Below are 24,103 nucleotides of genomic sequence, written 5' to 3'. Positions count from 1 at the left end.
CAAGTAACCGTTCGGTAGCCTGACAAGTGTGACTGCTACCGCTAGGGACACCGATTGGGACGGCGTGCGACTCCACGTCGTGACCGGTAAGGGCGGCACCGGCAAGACGACTGTGGCCGCCTCGCTCGCTCTGGCCCTCGCCTCAGGCGGTCGCAAGGTCCTCCTCGTCGAGGTCGAGGGCAGGCAGGGCATCGCGCAGATCTTCGACCTGCCGCCGCTGCCGTACGAGGAGCGGAGGATCGCCGTCGCCCCCGGCGGCGGCGACGTCCACGCGCTGGCCATCGACCCCGAAGAGGCCATGCTCGACTACCTCGAGATGTTCTACGGCATGCGCCGCGCCGGCCGCGCGCTGACCAAGATGGGCATCGTCGACTTCGCCACCACCGTGGCTCCCGGCTTCCGCGACGTGCTGGTGACCGGCAAGACCACCGAGGCCGTACGGCGGCGCGGCAAGAACGGCAGGCGCGTCTACGACGCCGTGGTGCTCGACGCGCCGCCCACGGGCCGCATCGGCCGCTTCCTCAACGTGACCGAGGAGGTGGCGGATCTGGCCAGGGTCGGTCCGATCAAGAACCATTCCGAGCTCGTGAGCGGTGTGGTGAAATCCGCCGAGACGGCTGTCCACTTCGTGACGCTCCTGGAGGAGATGCCGGTCCAGGAAACGCTCGACGGCATTGCCGAATTGCGTTCGGCCGGTCTTCCCGTGGGTGGAATCTTCATCAACATGGTGCGTGAATCACAGCTTCCCGAGGCCGTTCTTGACTCGGCTGTCAAGGGACGATTCGACGCGGCGGAGATCGCTCTGGGGCTCAAGGCGGCCGGTCTGGCCGACGGGGCGAGCGACGCGACGGCGGTGGCCGAGGCGCTGGCCGCGGAGGTCGTCGAGCACGCCCGCCGTACCGAACTGGAGAAGACCGAGCGCGCCACGCTCCGGAAGGCCACCGTGCCGTGCTACGAGCTGCCGCTGCTGGCGGACGGCGTCGACCTGGCGGGGCTGTACGAGCTGGCCGAGACCATCTGCGCCGAGGGCGCCGCGTGACCGAGCGGCGCGACACGGTCGTGACGCCGGCGAAGGAGGCACCGTGACCCGTACTCCCCCCGTTCTCGACGTCGACGCGATCCTCGACGATCGCGGCACCCGCATCGTCGTCTGCTGCGGCTCCGGCGGCGTGGGCAAGACCACGACCGCCGCGGCGCTGGGGCTGCGGGCCGCCGAGCGCGGGCGCAGGTCGGTCGTGCTGACCGTCGACCCGGCCCGCAGGCTGGCGCAGTCGATGGGCCTGACCGAGCTGGACAACACCCCGCGCCTGGTCCACACGGCGGGCGAGGGACAGCTGTTCGCCATGATGCTCGACATGAAGCGGACCTTCGACGAGATCATCGAGGCCCACGCCGACCCCGAGCGGGCCCGCCAGATCCTGACGAACCCCTTCTACCAGTCGCTCAGCTCCAGCTTCGCCGGCACCCAGGAGTACATGGCGATGGAGAAGCTGGGCCAGCTGCGCCGCTCCGACGAGTGGGACCTGATCATCGTCGACACCCCGCCCTCGCGCTCCGCGCTCGACTTCCTCGACGCGCCCGAACGGCTCGGCCGCTTCCTCGACGGCCGGTTCATCAGGCTGCTGATGGCACCGGCCAAGGCCGGGGGGCGCAGCGCGTTCAAGCTGTTCAACGCCGGGTTCGGGCTGGTCGCCGGGGCGATGACCAAGCTCCTCGGCGCGCAGGTGATCAAGGATCTGCAGACCTTCGTGTCGGCGCTCGACGCGGTCTTCGGCGGGTTCAGGCAGCGTGCCGAGATGACCTACAAGCTGCTGCAGGCGCCGGGCACCGCGTTCGTGGTCGTCGCCTCCCCCGAGCGCGACGCGATGCGCGAAGCCTCCTACTTCGTCGAACGGCTCGCCGAGGAGCGCATGCCGCTGGCCGGCCTGGTGATCAATCGGGTGCACGAGTCGCCCGCGGTGGCGCTGTCGGCCACCCGCAGCGCGGCCGCCGCCGAGGAACTGGAGTCGAGGGGCGAGCACGAGCTGACCGCCGCCGTGCTCCGCCTGCACGCCGGGCGGATGCAGCTCGCCGCCCGCGAGCACCGCGAGCGCGAGCACTTCCTGTCGGCCCACCCCACCGTGCCGGTCGTCCAGGTCGCGGCCATGTCGGAGGACGTCCACGACCTGACCGGACTGCACGAGATCGGGCGGCTGCTGGCCACCGGAACGGAAGCGACCGTCCGGCACAGCGCCTGAACCGGCCCCGAGCATGACAGTACGGCCGGCGGGAATCCCGCCGGCCGTACTGTCATGACGTCAGCCGGCGATCAGCTCGTTCGTCCGCTCGTACTCCTCCTTCGCGGACTCCAGCAGCTCGCGCCAGGAGTCCACGTCAGGCCGCCGCCGGAGCAGCGCTCGCCGTTCCCGTTCCGTCATACCGCCCCACACCCCGAACTCGATGCGGTTGTCGAGCGCATCGGCGAGGCACTCGGTACGGACCGGGCATCCTCGGCAGATCAGCTTCGCCCTGTTCTGAGCGGCACCCTGGACGAACAGCGCGTCCGGGTCCGCACCCCGACAGGCGGCACGGGAGGTCCAATCCGTGATCCACATGTTTCGACCCCACTCCCCTTCGGTGGTTGAGTCGTCGTTTGGGGCCGACGGGCGCGGGCGCCGAGCCTCCGTATTCAGTTGCCGCAGAGGAGAACGTACGCAACCATGCCTTCGGGCCGACAGACCCCGGCAGGACCAATTTCTCGCCAGTACCTTGACCGGGAATGACTAGTCACCTCGCTCAGTCAAGGCGAAATGGCCTCCGGTTACCGATTAGGCAGCGCTTTCGACGTAGTCTTGGGTCTGTGCAAGCTCAGGGCAAAGACCAGTCGAACCCCATCGTGAACGTCGTGCGGCTGCTGGCCGCCGGCACGGCCGCGGGGGTGCTGACCGCCGCCATAGCCCTGCCCGCGGTGGGCGGGGTCGGCCTGACCGCCAAGTCGACCACCGAGACGCTGGCGCTGCGGCCGGAGAACCTGGACGAGCCGCCGCTCCCTGAGCGCACCGAGATCTACGACTCCACCGGCAAGCAGATCGCGCAGTTCTACTACCAGAACCGCGAGTCGGTGAAGATCAACCAGATCGCGCCCGTCATGCTGGACGCGATCATCTCGATCGAGGACGTCCGCTTCCGCGAGCACGGCGCCATCGACCTGGAGGGCACCGCCCGCGCCCTGGCCAAGAACGTCACGGGCGGCGGCGTGGTCCAGGGTGGCTCCTCGATCACCCAGCAGTACGTCAAGCTGGTGCAGTTCAACAAGGCCAAGACGAAGAAAGAAGCCATGGCGGCCATCGCGCCGACCCTGAACCGCAAGCTCAACGAGCTGCGCTACGCCATGGCCATCGAGGAGAAGTACACCAAGGACCAGATCCTCGAGAAGTACCTCAACATCTCCTACTTCGGCGCCAGCGCCTACGGCATCCAGGCCGCGGCCAAGCGCTTCTTCGGCAAGCCGGCCTCCGAGCTCGACCTGTCGGAGGCGGCGACGCTGGCCGGAGCCGTCCAGAACCCGGTCCGCACCGACCCGACGCTCGGCAAGACCGCCAGGGACAACCTGTTCAAGCGCCGCAACCTCGTCCTCGACACGATGGCCAAGTACGGCAAGATCACCCCCGCCGAGGCCGAGGCGGCCAAGAAGGAGAAGCTGGGCTTCAAGGGCACGAAGATCCCGGGCGGCTGCGAGGAGAGCAAGTACCCGTACTTCTGCCTCTACGTCAAGAACGAGATCCTCACCAACCCCGACTTCGGCGCCACCCCCGAGGAGCGCGAGAAGCGGCTCCAGCAGGGCGGCCTGCGCATCAAGACCACGCTCGACCCGAAGATGCAGCAGGCCTCGGAAACCGCGATCAAGAAGTACGTCTTCGCCAAGGACAAGCCCGCCGCCGCGCAGGCCATGGTCGTCCCCGGCACCGGCGAGATCCGGGCCATGGCCGCCAGCCGCAAGTTCGGCGACAACAGGAAGAAGAACGAGACCCTGATCAACCTGGCCGCCGACAGCAAGCACGGCGGCGGCGTCGGGTTCCAGCAGGGCTCGACCGCGAAGGCCTTCACGCTGGCGGCCGCCATCGAGAACGGCTGGAAGCTCGACGACGGCAACTCCACCGGCAAGACCTACGACGTCCCCGCCGTCGACAACACCCCGTTCCGCGACTGCAAGGGCCTCAGGGTCGGCTCGACGCACCAGGTCTTCAACTCCAGCGAGGGCGGCGGCGGCTTCAAGACCCTCAGGACCGGCACGCTCGGCTCGGTCAACACCTTCTTCATGAAGCTCGAGGAGCAGGTCGGCCTCTGCAAGGTCGTCAAGATGGCCGAGAAGCTCGGCATCAAGCGCTCCGACGGCGGCAAGCTCCAGCAGGTCCCCACCTTCACGCTCGGCGTCAACGAGATGGACCCGGTGACCGTCGCCAACGCCTTCGCCGTCTTCGCGGGCCGCGGCCAGTACTGCAGCCCGATGGCCATCACCGAGATCCGCGACCGCAACGGCAAGATCACCACGGCCAAGCCCAAGTGCAAGCAGGTCATGGACGAGGACGTCGCCGACGCGGTCAACGAGGTCATGTCCGACGTCTTCACCCGGGGCACCATGACCGAGGTCGGCGGCATCGGCAGGGACGCGGCCGGCAAGACCGGCACCACCGACGGCTACACCGCCGCCTGGTTCGCCGGCTACACCCCGAACCTGGCCTCCGCCGTCAGCCTCGGCGACCCGCGCGGCGCCTTCGACCACGACCTGACCAACGTCACCATCGGCGGACGCTTCTACAGCTACGTCTACGGCGCCACCATCTCCGGGCGGATCTGGAAGGACTCCATGCTCAAGTCGCTCCGCGGCGTCGAGCCCGTCTCCTTCACGCGCTACGACGCCGACAAGTTCGGCGGATGCACCAAGAGCTGCGCGCCCAAGCCGCCGAAGAAGGACAAGGACCGCGACAGGGACCGCGGCAACCCGTTCGGTCCGCCCGACGACGAGAACCCGCTGGACATCTGGGACAACGACGACAACGGCGGAACGATCACGCCCGAAGACTGACCCACCCCGACGCCGGAGGCCAGACCGCCTCCGGCGTCACCCGTTCCCGGGGGCGCTATCTACGCGTTCCCGGGGGCGCCGTCTGGCTGCTTTCCAGGGTCGCCCTGTTCCTAGGGCTCCGTCTGCTTGTCCTGGGGCTCCGGCTGCTTGTCCTGGAGGCGCCGGCTTCCGTACGGCAAGCCGTCCCACGGCCACCATGGTCACCGCTGACCGCCAGTCCATCACGCCACTCCAGCGACGCCGACGACCCGCCGTGACGTGGCCGCCGACCCGCGCCCGCCCGACCAGGACCCCGCCGGCCGAACGGCCCGCCCACCGCACATGAACCGCTCGCCACACCCACCCGCCAGCTGCATGTTCCGCGTGGCGCACACTCCCCGACAGCTGCACGTGCCGCTAACCACACCCGCCGCCGAGTGCACGCGCCGCTCGCCACACCCACCCGCCAGATACATGTGCCGCTTGGCGCCCACCCGCCCGCCAACTGCACGTGCCCGCTTGCCGAGTGCACGGGCCGCTCGCCGCACACCCACCTGCCGCGTGCACGAGCCGCTCGCCGTAGCGTCGTCCCTGGTGCACGGGCCGCTCGCCGTACTGCCGCCCACCGGGGGTGCACGCCGCGTGGAACGGGCGTGATCCCGCGCCCGGAGGCGGCGTACCCGAGAACCATCAAGCCTCGGCTCCCCCTCCGAGACGCCAAGCCGGAGGTCGACGAGCAGGGGCGCCCGGCACTCCGAGAAAGCGCCGGGTCCGTCCAGAACGCGGGGTCCGTCCAGAATGAGGTCCGCCCAGAATGAGGGCGCGCCCGGGTTCTAGGATGAACCGGGCGTGCCCTCGTCCGCAGGAGCCCATGGAAGCCCCTGGAAAGCAGGAGATTCTGGAAGCCCCTGAAAGGCAGGAGACCTGGAAGCCCCTGAAAGGCAGGAGCCCTTGGATGCCCTGGAAGGAGCGGGGGAAGCCCGGGAGGGGCTAGCTGAGGCGTGCGCGGACGATCTGGGCCACCCTGCCGCCCTCGGCGCGCCCGGCGACCTTGGGGTTGACGACCTTCATCACCTGGCCCATCGCCTGCGGCCCTGACACGCCGAGTTCGGCGACGGCCTCGTCCACGATGCGGCCGAGCTCGTCGTCCGACAGCTGCGCGGGCAGGTACTCCTCCAGCACCGCCTGCTCGTCCAGCTCCGCCTGGGCCTGCTCCTTGCGGCCCGCGTTGCCGAACGCCTCCGCGGCCTCACGACGCTTCTTGGCCTCCTTGGTGAGGACCTTGATGATCTCGTCGTCGGACAGCTCCCTGGCCTCCTTGCCCGCGACCTCCTCCACGTTGACCGCGGCCAGCGCCATGCGGATGGTCCGCAGGCGTACCTCGTCCCTGCTCTTCAACGAGGCCGACAGGTCGGCCTTCAGCTTGTCCTTCAATGCGCTCATGCGCTCCATCCTTTCAGGCATGATGAAGAGATGAGGAAAGCTGTCGCAATCCCCCTGTCCCTGATGGGCCTCGGTCTGGCCGGCCTTGGCTACGCCTCGGTCATCGAGCGCAACAGCTTTCGCCTCAGGCGCTTCGACGTACCGGTTCTCGAGCGTGGCCAGCGGCCCGTGCGCATCCTGCACCTGTCCGACCTCCACCTGACGCCGGGGCGGCGCATGCTCATCAACTGGGTGCGTTCGCTCGGCTCCCTGGAGCCCGACCTGGTGGTCAACACCGGCGACTCCATCGCCCACGTCGACGCCGTGCCGTCCCTGCTGCACGCCCTGGAGCCGCTGCTGTCGCGGCCCGGCCTGTTCGTGTACGGCTCGAACGACCTCTACGCGCCCAAGCCGAAGAACCCGGCCCGCTACCTCTGGCGTACCTCGAAGAACGACCGCCGCCAGCACGTCCCTTCCCTGCCGTGGCGCGAGCTCGGCGAGGGCATGGCCGCCGAGGGCTGGCTCGACATGAACAACACCACGGCCCGCATCAAGGTCGGCGACCTCGACATCGCCGTCGCCGGCATCCACGACTCGCACATCGACCGCGACCGCTACGACCTAGTCGCCGGCCCGGCACCCCGCGACGCCGACCTCCGCCTCGGCGTCATGCACTCCCCCGAACCGCGCAACCTGAGCCGCTTCGCCGCCGACGGCTACCAGCTCCTGCTCGCCGGCCACACCCACGGTGGCCAGCTCTGCATCCCGTTCTACGGGGCGCTGGTCACCAACTGCGGCATCGACAGGGCGCGCGTGAAGGGCCTGCACCGGCACTCGTCCGCCTGGCTCCACGTATCGGCGGGGCTCGGAACCTCCCCCTACGCGCCGGTTCGGTTCGCGTGCTTCCCCGAGGCGTCGTTGCTGACATTGGTTCCGCGACGCTGAGGCGTCACATGTGGTTCGGAAGTCCGCTAGACTCGTGCAGGCACGCACAAGACGGGCGTGCACCGGGGTGTAGCGCAGCTTGGCAGCGCGCTTCGTTCGGGACGAAGAGGCCGTGGGTTCAAATCCCGCCACCCCGACCCAGTAGGTGCAGGTGAGAAGAGGCTTCGGAGAGATCCGGGGCCTCTTTTTCGTTCTCTGAAGGTCGATGGGGAGCCAAACGGGGAGCCACCTCAGTCGGACTTTTCTAGCTGTCGCCGAAGATGGCGTTCATGGTCTCGGCACCCTTGGTGATCACCGGCTTGAGTTGATGCCGATAGACCTCCTCCGTGACGCTGGTGCCGGAGTGCCCCACGAGATCGGCGATGGTCTCGATGGACACACCATGGTCACTCATGATCGAAACAAACGAGTGACGGAGTTCGCGGGGAGTCCAGTTCTTGCCGATCCCCGCCTGAGCTGTGATCTTCCTGAAGGATCGCCGGACTCTCCCGGCACCCAAGGGAGCACCGATATCGGTGGTGAACACCAAACCGGAGTCCTCCCAGAGTTCCCCGACCTCCTCCCTGCGAGCGACCTGCTTCGCGTGGTGCAGTCGGAGCGCATTGGCCGCGAGCTGGGGCAGTTCCAAGGTTCGGCGCGACTTGCGCGTCTTGGTGTCGCCTCCCACTCGATCAGCTCGCCACACGTAGATGGCGAACCGCTCGTGAGCGAACCCCACCTCGGTTACCGGACGCCAGGATCTCCGAGACTTCACCCAGGCGACTAGGTGATCCCCAACGCAGCGCGCGGGCTTCTTCGGTACGGATGCCCGTCGTGAGACTGAGCACCACGTACGCGTGGAGATCTGACGACTCTGCGGCTTTGAGCACCGCTTCGGCTTGTTGTTGCGCAAGCGCTCGACTCGGCCGGCCGCGCCTGCCTTTTGGCGTGACCACCAGCTCAGCTACGTTCCTGAGAACCAGGTCGCGCGCTTGTGCATGGCGGATGGCCCGTTTCAGAACCGCGTGAACTTCCGCGAGGCGCGCTCCCCGCGCACGCGGGGATGGTCCCTGCCGTGGCTGCCGCCCGGCACCCCATCCACAGCGCTCCCCGCGCACGCGGGGTCAGGGAAGCGCGGCGCCGGCGTCGTGGGCCGCGCGCGCGGCGATCAGTTCGGACAAGTGCGCACTGGTCCACTCACAGACAGCGGCCAGAGGGCGGAACAGCGTGCGGCCGAGGGGGGTGAGCTCGTACTCCACGCGGGGCGGATTCTCGGCGTAGGCGGTGCGGGAGACCAGGCCGTCGCGCTCCATCGAACGCAGCGAGGCGGCGAGCGTCTTCGGCGTGATTCCCCGCAGCGGCACCAGGAGCTCCGAGAAGCGCCGGGGACCTCCGGCGAGACAGGCGATGATCTTCACGGCCCACTTGCCGCCGATCTGGATCGGCGGCCTGGCAGAGGCACACCCCGCGAACATGTCGGGATCCAACGGTCGGGTCACCGGTCCATCGTAGGCAACTATCGTTGCGGAAACCGGCACCCCCGCTACTACCGTCTGCGCAGTGGCCGGCGACTTCACCGCCAGCCTCCTGTCGAACGGAGCATCCGTGATGAACGTCGATGTGATCGTCGTCGGAGCCGGACCGACCGGGCTCATGCTCGCCACCGAGCTGGGCCTCGCCGGAGTACGCGCCGTTGTCGTCGAACGGCTGACGCAGCGCAGCGGACAGTCCAAGGCGCTCGGCATCCAGCCCCGCTCCGCGGAGGTGCTCGAACTGCGAGGCCTCCTGGAACCGCTCATGGACCGGGCGGTCCAGCGGGTGGCCGGCGGGCACTTCGCCGGGTTGCGGCTGGACTTCACCGCCTGGGACACCCGGCACCCGTACGGGATCGGCATCCCTCAGGGGCGGGTCGAGGCGCTGCTCGAGGAACGGCTCGGCGAGCTGGGCATCCAGGTCCTGCGCGGGCACGAGGTTACCGCGCTGTCGCAGGATCCCGACGGGGTCGAGGCGACTCTGCTCGGGCCCAGGGGCGAGTCACGGCTCACGGCACGTTTCCTCGTGGGCTGCGACGGCGGGCGCAGCACCGTCCGCGAGCTCCTGGGCATCGGATTTCCCGGCCTGGACGGGAAGCTGTCCTCGGTGGTCTGTGACATCACGATCTCCGACCCGGACGGCGCCGTGCCGGAGACCTGGCGCCTGCCCGTCATGACCCCCGACAGGACCGGCAAGGGCTACATCGCTCCGATCGGCGACGGCGTCCACCGGTTCCTCTTCTACGGGGCCGAGCAGCAAGGACTGTCCCGCGACACCCCGATCACAGAGGAGGAGGTGGACCGGGCACTGCGCAACGCGTTCGGACCGGGGGTTCGGGTCACGGACATCCGGTGGGCCTCCCGGTTCACCGACGCCTCGCGGCAGGTCGAGCGGTACCGTCACGGGCGGATCCTGCTCGCCGGGGACGCCGCGCACATCCACTCGCCCATGGGTGGGCAGGGGATGAACCTCGGCCTGCAGGACGCGTTCAACCTGGGGTGGAAGCTCGCGGCGGAGATCGGCGGGTGGGCGCACGAGGGGCTGCTCGACACCTATCACACCGAACGGCATCCGGTCGCCGCGCGCGTCCTGGCCAACACCCGCGCCCAGGCCGTCCTCCTCGTCCATGACGAGGAGAACCTGGCCCTGCGCGACATCGTCGAGGAACTGCTGCGGGTGCCGGACGCCAACCGGATCGTCGCTGGGATGATCTCAGGGCTGGACATCCGCTACGACCTGCCCGGCCGACCCCACCCACTGCTGGGGCGCCACATCCCTGATCTCGACCTGATGACGCCGTTCGGGCCCGACCGTGTAGCGCGGCTGCTGCGCGACGGCCGCGGCCTGCTGCTGACGACCGCGGACGAGGCCGTGTTCGCCGAGGCCGCCGAGGCATGGGCGGCCAGGATCGGCCGGGTGCATGTGAAGGGCGAACTCGGTGCGGACGCGGTGCTGGTACGGCCCGACGGTTATGTCTGCTGGGCTGGTTCCGCCGCCGACGTCTCCAGCCTGACCGACGCCTTGGCACGGTGGGCAGGTGCCGCCGTGACGACCATCAGATCGCGATCATAACTGGGTGCCACGTGAGCGCCGCTACCTTTCCGACTTAACCGATGCGCAATGGGCGCCGATCGGGCCGCTGCTTCCCACTCCGAACACGGACGGACGGCCCAAGAAGCACCCGCGCCGCGACATCATGGTGGAGTGGAGTCAGCGGATCTTGCAAACCATGCTGCACGTTGTCCGCAAGGCACCCGGACAGATCGGGTTCGCGGTAATCAAGCGGCGGTGGGTCGTCGAGCGGTCGCCGGCCTGGCTGACCAGTCATCGCCGCCTGGCACGGGACTATGAGCGCCAGCCGGCCACGGCCGAGGCCATGATCCGGTGGGCGGCGATCAGCGGAATGGCCCGCCGCCTTACCCGGGGAAGCGCCGCAACTCGTCAGCAGCGCCTCGCCCTCACTCGTCCAACGGAGTGACCCTTCTCAAACACGCACTAAGACATGGTCCGCTGGCGGAGGCGCCAAGAGGCTCTCAATCATGATCAGTCCCCAATGCGTCACCAAACCGCCCGTGTGGATCTTAGGCGTAGCGCGCCGGTGCAGGTCAGAGCCATGATCTCGTTGGTCTGAGCCTTCCCCTATGGATCAGAAGGCTATGGGTTCCTCCTGTCGGCCTCGGCGCGCGGAGCGCGTCTCAAGCTCTCGTTGTGAGTGACGTATTGAGTGACAATGGCGGCAAACGATCACAAACGTCTGCGGACGTCCACAAACGTTCTATGCAGCTCAGGATGCCGACAGAGCAAGTTCAAACACATGTTCGAATTGCTTCGGGACGAAGAGGCCGTGGGTTCAAATCCCGCCACCCCGACCCAGAAGTAGCAGTACAAAGGCCAGTTCCGGAGATCGGAACTGGCCTTCTGCGTTGGCTGAGTGTCTACAGCCCCAGATCCGAAGTTCTGGGACTCGAACCTCCAAAGTGGCCGGCACAGCCGCGCCAAGACAGCCGTGAGCCGCCGTGCGGGTACATCATCGCCGCCATCGCGAACACGGCGAACGCGAGGATCAGATCTCAGTGGGAGGCCGCGGGACCTGCGGCGAAGTCGTGGATGAGCTTCCAGACCTGGGCGGGCGCCTCTTCCTGGGCGAAGTGACCGACGCCGGGCACCAGGGCGGTGGCCAGATGCTGGATTCCCGACTCGCGGAACCCTTGCGCGTAGGTGTCGATGTCGCCGCCTTCTCCGTCGCCGCGCAGGTAGAGAAGCGGCGTGCTGACCGGTCCGGCTTCGGCGAAAACCGCGTTGTCCCGCGCGTCCTGACCGAAGGCGCGGTAGAGGTCGAACCCGGCGGTGAGTGCCGCGTCGCCGTCATAGGCGACGGCGTGGGCACGCCGCGACTCCGGGGTGATCCTCGCCGGGTCCACCGACAGCACGTCGTAGAAGTAGTCGAAGTATTCGGCCTGATGCCCCTGGACCAAGATCTCCGGCAACGCCGTTACGGCGTGGAAGCCGAAGTGCCAGATGTAGGGGTTCGCCAGGACGTCACTCCATGGGGCCACGCCAGGGATCACCGTGTTCATGATCACAACACGGGCGACGTCGTCGTATTGCCGTAGATAGGCGTAGGCGATCATCCCACCGGCGTCGTGTCCGACCAGCGTCAGGTCGGTGAGTTCGAGACGCCGCACCAGCTCGTGCACCACTCCCGCCAGGCGAAGCTTGGATCCACCCGGGACAGCCCCAACGGATTCGCCGATTCCGGGCAGATCGATGGCGATGACCCGAGCGTCCGCGGCGGCCGCATCCATCACGCCCTCCCATGCCCGCCATGATTCCGGCCAGCCGTGCAGGAACAGGAACGGCTTGCCCCGCGGATCCCCCACTTCGACGGTATGCAGCGAGAAATCGGCGATCGACACGTGGGTATGACGCGGCCTAATAGACATGTTTCATGTCTATCAAACGACATGAAGCATGTCTAATCGACTAGTCTGGTGGGCGTGAGCAACGACGACGGCCCCACCTTCGAGCGGGGAACGGGTTTCCTGCTGGCACGGCTGGGCTCGCTGGCAGCACGGTCGTGGACCGGGTTCCTGACAGGGCACGATCTCACCCAGGCCCAGTACGCGGTCCTCGTGACAGTCAGGGAACAGGGGCCTGTCGGCCAGCGGCGCCTTGCCGAACTGATCGCCGTGGATGCTCGCAACATCGTGCTGGTCCTCGACTCCCTGGCCGCCAAAGGGCTCATCGAGCGCAGGGTGCATGACCTCGACCGCCGCCGCCGCGTCATCACCCTCACCGACGGCGGAAACGCCCTCCTCGACACCATGGTCGCCACCGCGGCGACCGAGCAGGATCACTTCCTCCACGCCCTGACCCATCGTGAACGCGAACACCTCAACCGCCTGCTCAGAACGGTCTACGACTCGCACGTTCCGGCTCCCGGCTGACGCATCCAGTGGCTGCCGGCGACCGTGGAGCTTGTCGCCGAAGACGGTGTTCATCGTGTGGACGCCTTTGCTGATCACCGGCTTGAACCGGTGCCGGTAGACCGCTTCCGTGACGCTGGTGTCCGCGTGCCCGACGAGATCGGCGATGGACTCGATGGACACACCACGGACGCTCGTCTCCACCGAGCCATCCGCTCCTCCTTCGCCGGCGGATGTCGCGTGCGGCGAGGCGCGCCGGAACGAAAGTCACCGGTCCCCGGGCGATCCGGTCCTGGTGGGGCTTCGCTCCGATGCGCCTCGCACTGCGACAGATCAACGGGTCGGCGGGGACAGCGCCGATACCCTCCGCCCGCCCGTCATCACCCTCCGGGGTTCGCGCACTTCCTGATCTGCCTGCGGATGTCGTCGCCGGTGTTGACCCACGCGTCGGTCAGCACCGTCTGCGTGCCGTCACCGCCCGCACCGTAGCCGCCGCCCAGGGAGATCCAGGCGGTGGTCGAACCGTACGGGCCGGTGACCTTCGGGCCCTCCAGCCAGCACACCGGATGGACCGTGTCCCCGTAGGCGTACCAGCCCACGGGGCGCTTGCCGAAGTTGATCCGGTACACCTCCCCATCGGCGGTCCCGCCGATGGTGGTCGCCTCGAACGTGGCGAGCCCCGCCGTGTTGACCACCTTGCCGGTGAGTGCCTGCTGGGCCGAGGCCGCACCCGGCAGGGCCGTCATCCCTGCCGCCAGAAGCCCGCCCGCGACCAGCGCGCCGATCTTCCTCATCGTCTGTTCCCTTCGTCGTGACGAACGCTGCGAGATCACTTTCGGCAGGCAGGCACGGTGTCCACCACCGGTGGACAGCACCTGCGGACAACAACCGGACACTCCCGCATGGCCGGCGACCATGACCGTCTGCTCTGCGATGAGGACGCGACGGACTGCACCGGCTCGGCGGCGCTGCGGAAGCGCTGGTACCCGAACCCGCCCCAGGAGGCCGTGGTGATCCCGGAGACCGGCCACGTGCTGACGGCTGGGGGCCGTCCCCGTATCAGACGCAACGGCTTTCCTCCGGGACGACGAGGCCGAGAGCGCCGACCCCTTGAACGCAAGATCAGTCCTGGCGGGTCTTCGTGCGGCTTGGAGGGTTGACGTCGGTCGGGCGGCGGAAGCGTCGGAGGCGTCCGGGATCCACGGAACGTCGACGAACGAAGCCTGTGCCCCGGCCCGGACGGTGCGGAGCAGGGGCACCTCCATGGCGAGAGGGGTGCGCCCCTGGTCGTTTCCTCAGTGGTGGCCGGGCTGGGCGTTGCGGGGCATGAGCCAGACGAGGCCGCAGCAGGCGAAGGTGGCGGCGGCCACGACGGTCAGGCTGAGCGCGGCGCCGCCGGAGGTGTGGAAGTAGACGGTGGTGATGGCGGCCGCGCCGATGCTGTTGGCCAGTTGCTGGATGGCCGACAGGGAGCCGCTGGCGCTGCCGGACTGCTTCTGGTCGACGTCGCCGAGGGTGACCTGGTAGATGGAGCCGAAGCAGGTGCCCAGGCCCAGACCGGTGACGAACACCGGCAGGGCGAGCGCCAGGCCGGAAGCCCGGGTCTGCACGAACGCGAGCAGCACGAGGGTGCCGGCCAAGGTCAGGACCAGGCCGATGAAGACGAGGGTACGGCCCAGCCGGGCGATCAGCCGGTGCGCCGCGATCGAGGCGACGATGATGCCGGCCGCGATCGGCGCCAGGCCGAGGGACGCCTGGGTCGGGCTGTGGTGGAGCACGTCCTGCAGGAACAAGGAGAGGACGAGCAGCAGGCCGGAGACCCCGGCGTAGAAGACCAGCCCGAGGATCAGGCCGGAGGTGAAGCCGCGGTTCTTCAGCAGTGACGGCTCGATGAGCGGGTTGGCCGCGACGCGCTGGCGCAGGAAGAACAGGGCGAGGAAGCAGGCGCCCGCCGCCAGGGAGAGGATCGGGCGCGCGGTCCAGCCGTGGCCGGGGCCGTCGATCAGGCCGTAGAGCAGGCCGAGCATGGTCGCGGCGAGCAGGCCGGAGCCCAGGGCGTCCACCGTGACCGTACGGTCGCCGTCGTCGTGCGGCAGGAGCCGGGCGGCCAGGACGATGGCCAGACCACCGAGCAGGATGTTGATCAGGAACATGGCGCGCCAGCCGAGCCCGAACAGGTCGGCGTCGATGAGCGCGCCGGCGACGATGGGGCCGCTGATGGCGGACAGTCCGAGTCCGGGGACGAAGACGCTGAAGGCCTTGCCGATCTCCTCGCGGGGGAACACCGCGCCGAGGATGCCGAAGCCCTGCGGGATCAGCAGCGCCCCGAAGGCTCCTTGCAGGAGCCGGAAGACGATGGCGGACACGGGACCGACGGCCAGGCCACAGGCGGTGGACGCGAGAGTGAAGCCGGTGATCCCGATCAGGAACAGGCGGCGCCTGCCGTACTTGTCGCCGAGCCGTCCGCCGACCACGAGCAGGACGCCCATCGCCAGGGCGTAACTGGCGCCGAGCCACTGGATGAGAGCCTGACCGCCGTGCAGGTCGGCGGCGATGGTGGGGGCGGCGATGTTGGTGATCGTCGCGTCGAGCAGGTCGAGGATCGCGGCGAAGAGGATGACGGCGAGGATGGCCCAGCGTCTGCGGACGGGGGTCTTCGGGGGCGCCGAGAGAGTGGACATGAGGGGTGCCTTAAGAGAAGGGCGGGCTTGAACGTCGGCCCGGCGGGGGTTGTCACTGCTGGAAGGCCGCGGCGTTGTCGCGGGCCCACTGCTCGAAGGTGCGGGCGGGCGTGCCGAGGAGGGTCTGGGTGGTGTCGGCGACGGCGGCGGGGGCGGCCGAGGCTGCGGCCCACAGGGCGAGCAGGGAGGCGACCACCGGGGCCGGCATGTACCGGCTCATCTGCTGCTCGGCCTCGGCGTGGGTGATCTGCACGAGGGGGATGTCCCGGCCGAGGACGTCTGACAGGACGGCGAGCTGCCGGCGGAAGGTGAGCGCCTGGCCGCCGGTGAGGGTGACCGCGCGGCCCTTGAGCGAGTCGCCGGTCAGCGCCTCGACGGCGATGTCGGCGATGTCGTCGGGGTGGATGGGCGCGATGTCGGCGTCGGGGTAGGCGAGCTGGATCGGCAGGTTCTGGCCGATGAAGTAGGCCCAGCCGAGGGCGTTGCTGGCGAAGGCGTCGGGGCGCAGGAAGGTGTGGGCCAGGTCGGAGGCGGCGAGGGCCTGCTCGACTTTCAGGCTGTGGGAGGCCAGGGGGTCGGTCTCGGCGTCGGGGCCGAGGACCGAGGAGGACGACAGCAGGACGACGTGCTCGACCCCCGCGGCCTGGGCGCTCTTGATGAAGGCGTCGATGCCGGTGGGGTCGGGGTAGAGGAAGACCTGCCGTACTCCGTCGAGCGCGGCGTCGGCGGGGTGGTCGAGCGCGAGCTCGACGGCCTCGACGCCGGCGGGGACGGTGAGCTCGGCGGGGTTGGCGCTGGCGGCGCGGACGGGAAGCCCGGCGGCGTGGAGGCGGGCGATGATCGCTTGGCCGACCTTGCCGCGGGCGCCGGTGACGAGGATGGTCATGAGGAACTCCTTTTCGTGTTGATCGACACATGCATGCTGTCATGCACATAATTTCATGTCAACACATGTCTTCGGAGACTCATGGATATACGATGGACGCGTGACGAATGACGAGCTACTGGACGCTGTGGGGCCGGCCTTCTCCAAGCTGCGCCGTACCTCGCTGCTAGAGGTGGAGAACCCGATCTCGACCAAGGACCTGAGCAGGACCCTCGTCCTCAACATCGTCCTGGAGCACACCCAGGGCGACGGCAAGGAGGTCACCGTGGGAGCGGTGGCGGAGGTGCTGGGAGTGGATCCCTCGGTCGCCAGCCGGATGGTCACCGACAACATCAAGGCCGGCTATCTGATCCGGGCGGCCTCCCAGGAGGACGGCCGTCGCACCGTCCTGCGGCTCAGCCCCGAAGGCCGCGAGCTCATGACGCGCTTCCGCCGCCACCAGCGCTCGGCGTTCGAGTACATCACCGCCGACTGGTCGGAGCACGATCGGCTGGAGTTCGCCCGCCTGATGCTCAAGTACGTCGACTCGCTGGCGCACCTGAACGAGAGAGCCCAGGCCCGCGACACGAAGGGCGCCTAGTCATCGTTCAGGCGTCGCCGCCCCAGTGCTCGAGGGCGCCCTCCTTCGGCTCGGCCGTGGAGGCCGGAGTCCACCTGACGAAAGTCAGGGTCAGGGGCGGCCGATCGGCCACTGTGTGGCACCCTGGCCGACTCCTAGCGTTCCTTCCCAGCGGACGAAGAGCTCGGAAGGAACCCGATGAAGGTGCGGAAGATCGCGGCGATGGCCGGTCTGGCCGGCGTGCTGCTGGCCACGGGGATGACGGCGGCGGGCGCCTCGACGACGGGGACGACGACGGCGGGCGCCTCAGCGACGGCGCACGCCTCGGCAGCGGCGGGCGCCTCAACGACCGCGCACGCCTCGGCGGCACCGAAGAGCGCGGACCTGAGCGCGAGCGTGATCGACGACTTCATGCGCGGCTATGTCGAGAGGACCCGGCTGCCTGGCGCCGTGGTCGCCGTCACCAAGGGCGACCAGGTCGTCCATGTCGCGGGCTACGGCCACACGGCCGGCGGCGAGGCCATCACGAAGACGACGCCGATGCCGCTCGCCTCGGTGTCCAAGTCCTTCACGGCCTTGGCGGTGCTTCGGCTCGCCGACCAGGGCACGATCAGCCTGGACTCCCCCGTACGGACATATCTCCCCGAGTTCACCATGGCCGACCCGCGCGCCGAGAAGATCACCGTGCGCCAGCTGCTCCAGCAGACCTCGGGGATGAGCGACATGAGCTTCCCTGAGCTGACGCTCCCCGCGCCGGACACCCTCAAGGACGCCGTCGCGATGCTGCGGACCGCTCCGCTCGACACCGAGCCCGGCGCCAGGATGGCCTACCACAACCCCAACTACGCCGTCGCGGCGCGACTGGTGGAGGTGGTGGCGGGGATGCCGTTCGCGGACTACATGGCCACCGCGGTGTTCCGTCCGCTCGGCATGACGTCCACCAGGACCGTGAACACCACCAGGGACCTGCCGGGTGAGGGCGCCGGTTACGTCCGGGCCTACGGGCAGCTCATCGGGCGCTCCCACCCGAAGTGGTTCGTCAGCGGCTCCTTCGGCGTCGTCAGCACCGCCGACGACCTGGCCAGATGGCTGATCGCGCAGAACGGCGCCGGCCGCGTCCTGCCCAGGAAGACCCTGAAGACCGCCCAGACCGCGTCCGGTGTGGCCGGCAGCACGTACGGCATGGGTTGGGTGGCCGGCAGGACCGCCGGTGGAGCGCCCCAGCTCCAGCACACCGGCTGGCTGCTCACCCACAACTCCGCGCAGACGCTCCTCCCCGCGAGCCGGTACGGCATCGCCGTCGTCACCAACACGGGGATGATCTCCGGCGACGACGCGCTCCTCATCACCAACGGCCTGATCGACATCATCGAGGGCCGCCCCGACGCCGGAGCGGCGCCCTTCACCATGACCGCGGACCCCTGGCTGGCCGGCCTGACCGTGCTCAACCTCGGACTCGGCCTCCTGGGGGTCTGCCGTGCCCGCCGCTGGGCCCGCCGCCGCACGGGCCAGGCCGTCTGGCGCCCGCTGCTGCGGCTGCTGCCGTACGCGGTGCCGATCGTGTTCTTCTTCGGCCTCGCCGACCTGATCGGTCTCCTGATGCACAGGTCAGGCACGCTGGAGCAGATCACGTACGTGTGGCTCGCCCTGTACGTCTGGGCCGCCACGGCCGCGCTGGCCGCTGCCGCCGTCATCGTCTGCCGTCTCGTCCACCTCGTTCGTGGCCGCGGCCCTCGTGATTGGCGGCGCCGGAGGACCGCCCGCGGTGGCGCCCTGTCGTCGACGACATGAAACGGGTCGCCGTGAACCCGGCGTGCCCGTGTACTTATGGGAATCCAGGGCAGCGTGGTGGGTGGAGCCGTCCGGCCGGTCGAGGCCGGCGCGCACCGTGGCGGCCCGCAGGCGTGCCAACTCGTGGATGAGCCGGTGCCTGCGGTGACCGTCGTGGGATCTACCGCAGCTCCACGTGATGTGGACGGCGACGACGCGCATGCCCCGGCTGCTCGCGCGGACGTACTGTGGAAATGGACATTCGCCACGCAGGGGAGGCGCGGGAATGGGCAAGACGGAGAAGGCCAAGGGCAAGGCCGAGGAAGTAAAAGGCGAGGTCAAGCGGGATGTCGGGGAGATGACCGGCAACCAGTCGATGCGGGCCAAGGGGAAGGCCGAGAAGATCAAGGGCAATCTCAAGCAGGCCGCCGAGAAGGCGAAGGACGCCTTCAAGAAGTGATCGAAGACGAAGGACCGGCCACGAACCGCGTGGCCGGTCCTTCCGTGGCCGGCCTTGACAGGAGGGGCGTCGGCTCTCACCTCGGTGACGTCAGCTTGGTAGGGTCCGGCCATGCTGCGTTGCGCCATCCTCGACGACTACCAGAACGTCGCTCTCACCCTGGCCGACTGGACCGCCGTCGAGGCGAGGAGCATCCAGGAGCACATCGACTCGATCGACGACCTCGTCACGGCGATCGCCGACGACGAGATCGTGATGATCATGAGGGAGCGCACGCCGTTCCCCGCCGAGGTGTTCGCCAGGCTGCCCAAGCTGCGGCTGCTGATCACCTCCGGCATGCGCAACGCCTCCATCGACCTCGACGCCGCCCGAGCCCACGGCGTGACCGTCTGCGGGACCGGCGGTTTCTCCACGCCGCCCACCGAGCTGACGTGGGCGCTCATCCTCGGCCTGGCCAGGCACCTGATGCACGAGTCCGCCGCCATGCGCGCCGGCGGGCCCTGGCTGACCACCGTGGGCACCGACCTGCACGGCGCCACCCTCGGCCTGGTCGGCCTCGGCAAGATCGGCTCCCAGGTCGCGAAGGTCGCCCAGGCCTTCGGCATGGACGTCGTGGCCTGGAGCGAGAACCTCACCCGCGCGCGTACCGACGAGGCCGGCGTACGGCTGGCGCCCTCGCTGGAGGCGCTGCTGTCCGAGTCCGCCTTCGTCTCCGTCCATCTCGTCCTGAGCGAGCGCACCCGCGGCCTGATCGGCGCCAAGGAACTGGCCGCGATGCGCTCGGACGCCTACCTGGTGAACACCTCGCGCGCGGCCATCGTCGATCAGCCGGCACTCATCCGGGCGCTGGAAAGCCGCGCGATCGCCGGCGCCGGCCTCGACGTCTTCGACATCGAGCCGCTGCCCGCCGACCACCCCTTCAGAGCGCTTCCCAACGTGCTGGCCACCCCGCACCTCGGCTACGTGACCATGGCCAACTACCGCACGTACTTCCGCGAGGCCGCGGAGAACGTCACCGCCTTCCTCTCCGGCGCCCCGCTCCGCGTCCTGACCTGAGCGCGACTCGCCGGCCATCAGGCCTGACGCACCCGCCAGGAGCTCGGACCCATGCCGGCCCGACGCACCCGCCAGGAGCTCGGACCCATGCCGGCCCGACGCGCCCGCCAGGAGCTCGGGCGCACCGGTCGGCTCCGGCGTCCGGCAGAGCGCGCGGGTTCGACGACCTGCCCGCGGACCCCGCCGCCGGAACCCGCCGGCGGGCCCTGCCGACAGACCCCGCCGGCGCGTGGACTTCCCCCGGGGACGCAGGGTGCCCCGAGGGGAGGTCGTCCGTCGAACAGGCGGCCCGCAGCGAACGCGGTCAGATCATCGCGACGAGGATTCTCCGGTTGCCGGTGTAGGCGTGGCGGCCGTGCATCACCAGCAGGTTGTCGATCATCATGACGTCGCCCTGCCGCCAGGGGAAGGCGCACTCGTTGCGTTTGGCGACCTCGCGGACCTGGCGAAGGTCGGCCACGTCCAGCGCGCTCCCGTCCCCGTAGGTGGCCTGCAGCGGCAGTTCCTCGTCGGAGGCCGCCATCTCCAGCAGGGCCTCGGCCTCGTCGTCGGGCAGGCTGGAGACGTGCCACTGCTCGGCCTGGTTGAACCAGACCTCCTCGCCGGTCTCCGGGTGGCGGCGGACGGCGGGGCGCACCTGCCGTACCCGCAACTCGTCGTCCTCCGTCCAGCGGAACTCGGCGCCGGTCTCGGCCAGGGCACGCTCGACCTCGTCCCGGTCGGCGGTCTCGTAGGTGTCCTGCCAGGACTTGCCCAGCCCGAAGCCGCCGTGCAGGTTCTGCAGGTAGGCGACCCCTCTGGTGGCGAAGCGCTCGCGCACGTCCGGCGCCAGGCCCGCCAGCACCGCGCGAGAGTCGGAGACGGGTGTGGCGCCGCCGGTGGCCGGGGCTTGGTCGCAGTAGAAGAACAGCCGCGACGGCCAGCGGTGCGCGTAGGACAGCTCGTTGTGCAGGGAGATCTCGTACTCCGCCGGATACTCGGTGGAGGTCCACACACCGGTCTGTACGGCGACGCGGGGCGAGTTGCCGTGGCGGTAGTTGGTGAACGGCTCGCCGAAGGTGCTGACGAACTCGTGGAAGGCGGCCGGCGAGTCGACGCCGAGGCCGCGGAAGAGCACCGCGCCGTGCTGGAGCAGCAGTTCGTCGGCGGGCCCGCGCGCGGCGTCGTCCAGCACGGCGATCGTGGTCGCGCCCGAGGTGATCTTTTCCATCGTCAGTGCTCCTGCGGTTCGGGCATGCCCTTGGTGCGGGGGACGGGGGAGAGCGCCAGCACGATGATCGGGATCACGGTGCCCACGGCGCAGATGAGCATGGTCGTCCGCAGGCCGACGCCTTCGGCCAGCAGACCCATGAGGAAGGCCCCCACCGGCGCCAGGCCGAGGGCCACTGCCCGCTGCGAGGCCATGACGCGGCCCTGGAGGTGCTGCGGGGTGGCGCCCATGCGGAGCGTGGCGCTGGACACCATGGCGATCGGGCCGGTGACGCCGAGCAGGAACTGCGTGAGGCCGATCATGACGACGATCAGCCAGGTGGGTCCGGTGGCCAGGCCGACGAGGAGGAGCGAGAGGTTGCCGACGACGGTCATCCAGAAGAAGGAGGGCCCGATGCCGATCTTCTTCATCGACCTGGTGGCCAGCAGGGAGCCGAGGATGGCTCCCGGGCCGCCGATGGCCAGCAGGATGCCGACCCAGTACTCCTCCATGCCCAGGCCCTTGATGACCCAGAGCGGCAGCAGCACCTCGATGCCGGTGTAGAAGAACATGTAGAAGCCGGCGGCGATCATGCTCGGCCTGATCAGCGGGTCACGCAGCACCCAGCGCAGGCCCTCGGCGATCGAGGAGAACACGCCCTGCTGCTCGGCGTTGCGCTCCGGCACCGGTTCGGGCTTGCGGATGAGCGCGCAGCTGATCGCGGAGACGATCAGCGTCACCACGTTGACGAGCAGCACCTGGGTCGCGATGAACGCGTTGACCAGCACCGAGCCGACGCTGTTGCCCACGACCCTGGCGACGGAGTTGCTCAGCTGGAGCTTGGCGTTGCCGTCGCCGATCAGCTCGCGCCCCACCAGGAACGGCAGGTGCGACATGTTCGCGACCTCGAAGAACACGAACAGCACGATGGACAGGAAGGAGATCGTGCCGAGCCAGAAGAGCGTGAGCATGTCGGCGGCGTAGAGCCCGACGACCGCCAGGAGGAGCACGCTGCGGCCGACGTCGGCGACGATCATGGTGGGCCGCTTGCGGAACCTGTCGGCCCAGAAGCCGGCGAACAGGAACAGCAGGAACGGCAGCCGCCCGACCGCGCCCAGCGTGCCCACTTCGGCCTCGTCGGCGCCCAGCAGGACGATGGCGATGAGCGGCATGGCCACCACGGTGACCTGGGCGCCGAACTGGGAGGTGCTGTAGCCGAGCCAGAGTTTGAGGAAGTCGCGGTGTTTCCAGAGGCTGGCCGGCTTCTCTTCTGCGGGCGCGAGCGCCTCAGTGGTGGGCGTGTCCGAGGCCACGGTCCATCCACCTCCTCCATTGGTTGGCGGTCCGGGTGACGTAGGGGTTGTAGAGCGCGCTGAACCGCGCGCCGGGGATGAGCCCGGTCTCCAGGTGCGGGATGACCGCCCGCCACCCGTAGTCCTCCTCGGGAGGAGCGTTGTCCTCCTCGGGGATCAGCAGGATCACCGGTCCGTCGAAGGTGTCGTGCTTGTAGCGCCCCACCGCGTGGGCGTTGGCGCGGAAGACCTCGACGTAGCGCTGGATCTGGTCGAGGTCGGTGCTCTCCGTCCGGAGCTGGCCTTCCTTGGTGGCCGCGTTGACGATGGCCAGCAGCCGCTCCGCCGGCTCCATCAGGCTCAGCTCGCGAGGGTCGAGCGAGGTGGCTCCGCCGGCCAGCGCGTGCACCATGAGCGCGGTGTCGTCCTCCAGCGTCGAGCCGACCACGGGCTCCTCCGCGGAGGACCAGGCCAGGAAGACGTACGGCACGTCGTGGCCGTCCTGGCGCAGCTTGCGGGCCACTTCGAGGGCGATGTTCCCGCCGATGCAGAAGCCGCCGACGAAGTAGGGCCCGTCAGGGAAGAGCTCGCGGATGTAGCCGGCGTAGCTCTCGGCCATCTCGTCGATGGTGGTCTGTACGGCGTCGCCCTCGGTCAGCCCGTGCGCGGGGATGGCGTAGACCGGCTGGTCGTCGCCGAGGTGCTGGGCGAGCGGCCGGTATCGGAAGACCTGCCCGCCGAGCGCGTGGATGAGGAACAGGGGAGGACGGTTGCCCGCGGTGCGCAGCGGCACGACCCGGCCCCGGGAGATCGGGTTGTCGCCTTCGTCCGCGAGGGCCTCGGCGAGCTGGGCGACCGTGGGCGCGGCGAGCACGGTGGCCACCGGGATCTCCCTGCCGAGCGCCTGCCGCATCCGCAGGGCCAGGCGAAGCGCCAGCAGCGAGTGTCCGCCGAGGTCGAAGAAGTCGTCGCGGATGCCCGGCGTTTCCACGCCGAGGATCTCCGCCCAGATGCCGACGAGGGTCTCTTCCAGCTCGTCCCTGGGTGCTTCGTACGGGGCTCGGGCCACCGGTGCCGGATCAGGGAGGGCTTTGCGGTCGAGTTTGCCGTTGGCGGTCACCGGCAACCGATCCAACACCGTGAACGACGACGGCACCATGTGCTCCGGCAACCCCTGCCGCAGGAACCCCGCCAACTCCTCGAAGTCGACCGCACCCACCACATACGCCGCCAGCACACCACCCACCGGCCGCACCGCCGCCGCCTGCACCCCCGGATGCCGAGCCAGCACCGCCTCGATCTCGCCCAGCTCCACCCGCATACCCCGGACCTTCACCTGATCGTCGATCCGACCCAGGTAG

The 24,103-nt window shown here is 69.1% G+C and carries 22 protein-coding genes and 1 tRNA gene; 12 read left to right on the top strand and 11 right to left on the bottom strand.

Going from position 1 to position 24,103, the window contains the following annotated elements; translation table 11 throughout:
• Window positions 1-28: 28 nt before the first annotated feature.
• A complete protein-coding gene (locus ACWENQ_RS45205; RefSeq protein WP_449915434.1) occupies window positions 29-1,039 on the top strand; it encodes an ArsA-related P-loop ATPase in 1,011 nt (336 codons plus the stop codon).
• A 43-nt stretch (window positions 1,040-1,082) separates the two neighbouring features.
• A complete protein-coding gene (locus ACWENQ_RS45200) occupies window positions 1,083-2,237 on the top strand; it encodes an ArsA family ATPase (RefSeq protein WP_449915437.1) in 1,155 nt (384 codons plus the stop codon).
• A gap of 60 nt (window positions 2,238-2,297) precedes the next feature.
• Here the strand turns inward: ACWENQ_RS45200 and ACWENQ_RS45195 are convergent, their stop codons facing one another.
• Window positions 2,298-2,594, bottom strand: a complete 297-nt coding sequence (locus ACWENQ_RS45195; RefSeq protein WP_148036282.1) for a WhiB family transcriptional regulator — start codon at window positions 2,592-2,594, stop codon at window positions 2,298-2,300.
• A 281-nt stretch (window positions 2,595-2,875) separates the two neighbouring features.
• Here ACWENQ_RS45195 and ACWENQ_RS45190 point away from each other — a divergent pair, with 281 nt between their 5' ends.
• Complete coding sequence (locus ACWENQ_RS45190; RefSeq protein ID WP_449915439.1) at window positions 2,876-5,065, top strand: transglycosylase domain-containing protein; 2,190 nt, start codon at window positions 2,876-2,878, stop codon at window positions 5,063-5,065.
• 969 nt (window positions 5,066-6,034) lie between these two features.
• Here ACWENQ_RS45190 and ACWENQ_RS45185 read toward each other — a convergent pair.
• Complete coding sequence (locus tag ACWENQ_RS45185; RefSeq protein ID WP_354907930.1) at window positions 6,035-6,487, bottom strand: GatB/YqeY domain-containing protein; 453 nt, start codon at window positions 6,485-6,487, stop codon at window positions 6,035-6,037.
• Between the two features lie 30 nt (window positions 6,488-6,517).
• Here ACWENQ_RS45185 and ACWENQ_RS45180 point away from each other — a divergent pair, with 30 nt between their 5' ends.
• Window positions 6,518-7,411, top strand: a complete 894-nt coding sequence (locus tag ACWENQ_RS45180) for a metallophosphoesterase (RefSeq protein WP_354907931.1) — start codon at window positions 6,518-6,520, stop codon at window positions 7,409-7,411.
• A gap of 63 nt (window positions 7,412-7,474) precedes the next feature.
• A tRNA-Pro gene (locus ACWENQ_RS45175) sits at window positions 7,475-7,548 on the top strand.
• A gap of 107 nt (window positions 7,549-7,655) precedes the next feature.
• Here ACWENQ_RS45175 and ACWENQ_RS45170 read toward each other — a convergent pair.
• Together ACWENQ_RS45170 and ACWENQ_RS45165 are read right to left on the bottom strand one after the other, a co-directional pair.
• The gene (locus ACWENQ_RS45170; RefSeq protein WP_452419693.1) at window positions 7,656-8,078 is read right to left on the bottom strand and encodes a tyrosine-type recombinase/integrase; all 423 of its coding nucleotides are present in this window, start codon (window positions 8,076-8,078) and stop codon (window positions 7,656-7,658) included.
• 436 nt (window positions 8,079-8,514) lie between these two features.
• Window positions 8,515-8,889, bottom strand: a complete 375-nt coding sequence (locus ACWENQ_RS45165; RefSeq protein WP_449915447.1) for a winged helix-turn-helix transcriptional regulator — start codon at window positions 8,887-8,889, stop codon at window positions 8,515-8,517.
• Between the two features lie 109 nt (window positions 8,890-8,998).
• Between ACWENQ_RS45165 and ACWENQ_RS45160 the strand changes: the two genes are divergently transcribed.
• Window positions 8,999-10,495 carry an FAD-dependent monooxygenase gene (locus ACWENQ_RS45160; protein WP_452419692.1) on the top strand — a complete coding sequence of 499 codons (1,497 nt, stop codon included), beginning with the start codon at window positions 8,999-9,001 and terminating at the stop codon, window positions 10,493-10,495.
• A 4-nt stretch (window positions 10,496-10,499) separates the two neighbouring features.
• Window positions 10,500-10,901, top strand: coding sequence for a hypothetical protein (locus tag ACWENQ_RS45155; protein WP_452419691.1), 402 nt, complete (start codon window positions 10,500-10,502; stop codon window positions 10,899-10,901).
• 592 nt (window positions 10,902-11,493) lie between these two features.
• Here the strand turns inward: ACWENQ_RS45155 and ACWENQ_RS45150 are convergent.
• The gene (locus ACWENQ_RS45150) at window positions 11,494-12,339 is read right to left on the bottom strand and encodes an alpha/beta fold hydrolase (protein WP_452419690.1); all 846 of its coding nucleotides are present in this window, start codon (window positions 12,337-12,339) and stop codon (window positions 11,494-11,496) included.
• Between the two features lie 81 nt (window positions 12,340-12,420).
• Here ACWENQ_RS45150 and ACWENQ_RS45145 point away from each other — a divergent pair, with 81 nt between their 5' ends.
• Window positions 12,421-12,870, top strand: coding sequence for a MarR family winged helix-turn-helix transcriptional regulator (locus ACWENQ_RS45145; protein WP_449915455.1), 450 nt, complete (start codon window positions 12,421-12,423; stop codon window positions 12,868-12,870).
• 359 nt (window positions 12,871-13,229) lie between these two features.
• Here ACWENQ_RS45145 and ACWENQ_RS45140 read toward each other — a convergent pair whose 3' ends face one another.
• The 3 genes from ACWENQ_RS45140 to ACWENQ_RS45130 all read right to left on the bottom strand — a co-directional run bounded on the left by ACWENQ_RS45140 (window position 13,230) and on the right by ACWENQ_RS45130 (window position 16,416).
• Window positions 13,230-13,643, bottom strand: coding sequence for a hypothetical protein (locus ACWENQ_RS45140; protein ID WP_354907935.1), 414 nt, complete (start codon window positions 13,641-13,643; stop codon window positions 13,230-13,232).
• A gap of 501 nt (window positions 13,644-14,144) precedes the next feature.
• Entirely contained in the window at window positions 14,145-15,530 is a 1,386-nt protein-coding gene (locus ACWENQ_RS45135) for a DHA2 family efflux MFS transporter permease subunit (RefSeq protein WP_452419689.1), read from the bottom strand.
• Window positions 15,531-15,582: 52 nt separating this feature from the next.
• Window positions 15,583-16,416: an NAD(P)H-binding protein gene (locus ACWENQ_RS45130; RefSeq protein ID WP_452419688.1), complete on the bottom strand. Its 834-nt coding sequence runs from the start codon at window positions 16,414-16,416 to the stop codon at window positions 15,583-15,585.
• Between the two features lie 100 nt (window positions 16,417-16,516).
• Between ACWENQ_RS45130 and ACWENQ_RS45125 the strand changes: the two genes are divergently transcribed.
• The 4 genes from ACWENQ_RS45125 (at window position 16,517) to ACWENQ_RS45110 (ending at window position 20,261) form a co-directional block, all read left to right on the top strand.
• On the top strand, window positions 16,517-16,996 hold the full coding sequence (locus ACWENQ_RS45125) for a MarR family winged helix-turn-helix transcriptional regulator (protein ID WP_452419687.1): 480 nt from the start codon (window positions 16,517-16,519) through the stop codon (window positions 16,994-16,996).
• 177 nt (window positions 16,997-17,173) lie between these two features.
• On the top strand, window positions 17,174-18,766 hold the full coding sequence (locus ACWENQ_RS45120; RefSeq protein WP_452419686.1) for a serine hydrolase domain-containing protein: 1,593 nt from the start codon (window positions 17,174-17,176) through the stop codon (window positions 18,764-18,766).
• A 265-nt stretch (window positions 18,767-19,031) separates the two neighbouring features.
• Entirely contained in the window at window positions 19,032-19,205 is a 174-nt protein-coding gene (locus ACWENQ_RS45115; protein WP_354907941.1) for a CsbD family protein, read from the top strand.
• 111 nt (window positions 19,206-19,316) lie between these two features.
• Window positions 19,317-20,261, top strand: coding sequence for a D-2-hydroxyacid dehydrogenase family protein (locus tag ACWENQ_RS45110; RefSeq protein WP_449915469.1), 945 nt, complete (start codon window positions 19,317-19,319; stop codon window positions 20,259-20,261).
• Window positions 20,262-20,565: 304 nt separating this feature from the next.
• Here the strand turns inward: ACWENQ_RS45110 and ACWENQ_RS45105 are convergent, their stop codons facing one another.
• The 3 genes from ACWENQ_RS45105 to ACWENQ_RS45095 form a co-directional block, all read right to left on the bottom strand.
• A complete protein-coding gene (locus ACWENQ_RS45105) occupies window positions 20,566-21,471 on the bottom strand; it encodes a TauD/TfdA family dioxygenase (RefSeq protein ID WP_452419685.1) in 906 nt (301 codons plus the stop codon).
• A 2-nt stretch (window positions 21,472-21,473) separates the two neighbouring features.
• Window positions 21,474-22,763: an MFS transporter gene (locus ACWENQ_RS45100; RefSeq protein ID WP_449915472.1), complete on the bottom strand. Its 1,290-nt coding sequence runs from the start codon at window positions 22,761-22,763 to the stop codon at window positions 21,474-21,476.
• Window positions 22,738-24,103 (bottom strand): thioesterase domain-containing protein (locus ACWENQ_RS45095; RefSeq protein WP_452419684.1); only part of this gene is annotated, 1,366 nt, incomplete at its 5' end. The genes ACWENQ_RS45100 and ACWENQ_RS45095, both read right to left, overlap by 26 nt.

It is taken from the genome of Nonomuraea sp. NPDC004354, from assembly GCF_053602555.1.
The sequence above is the reverse complement of the archived record's forward strand: the minus strand, read 5'-3'. Positions and strand labels throughout refer to the sequence as shown.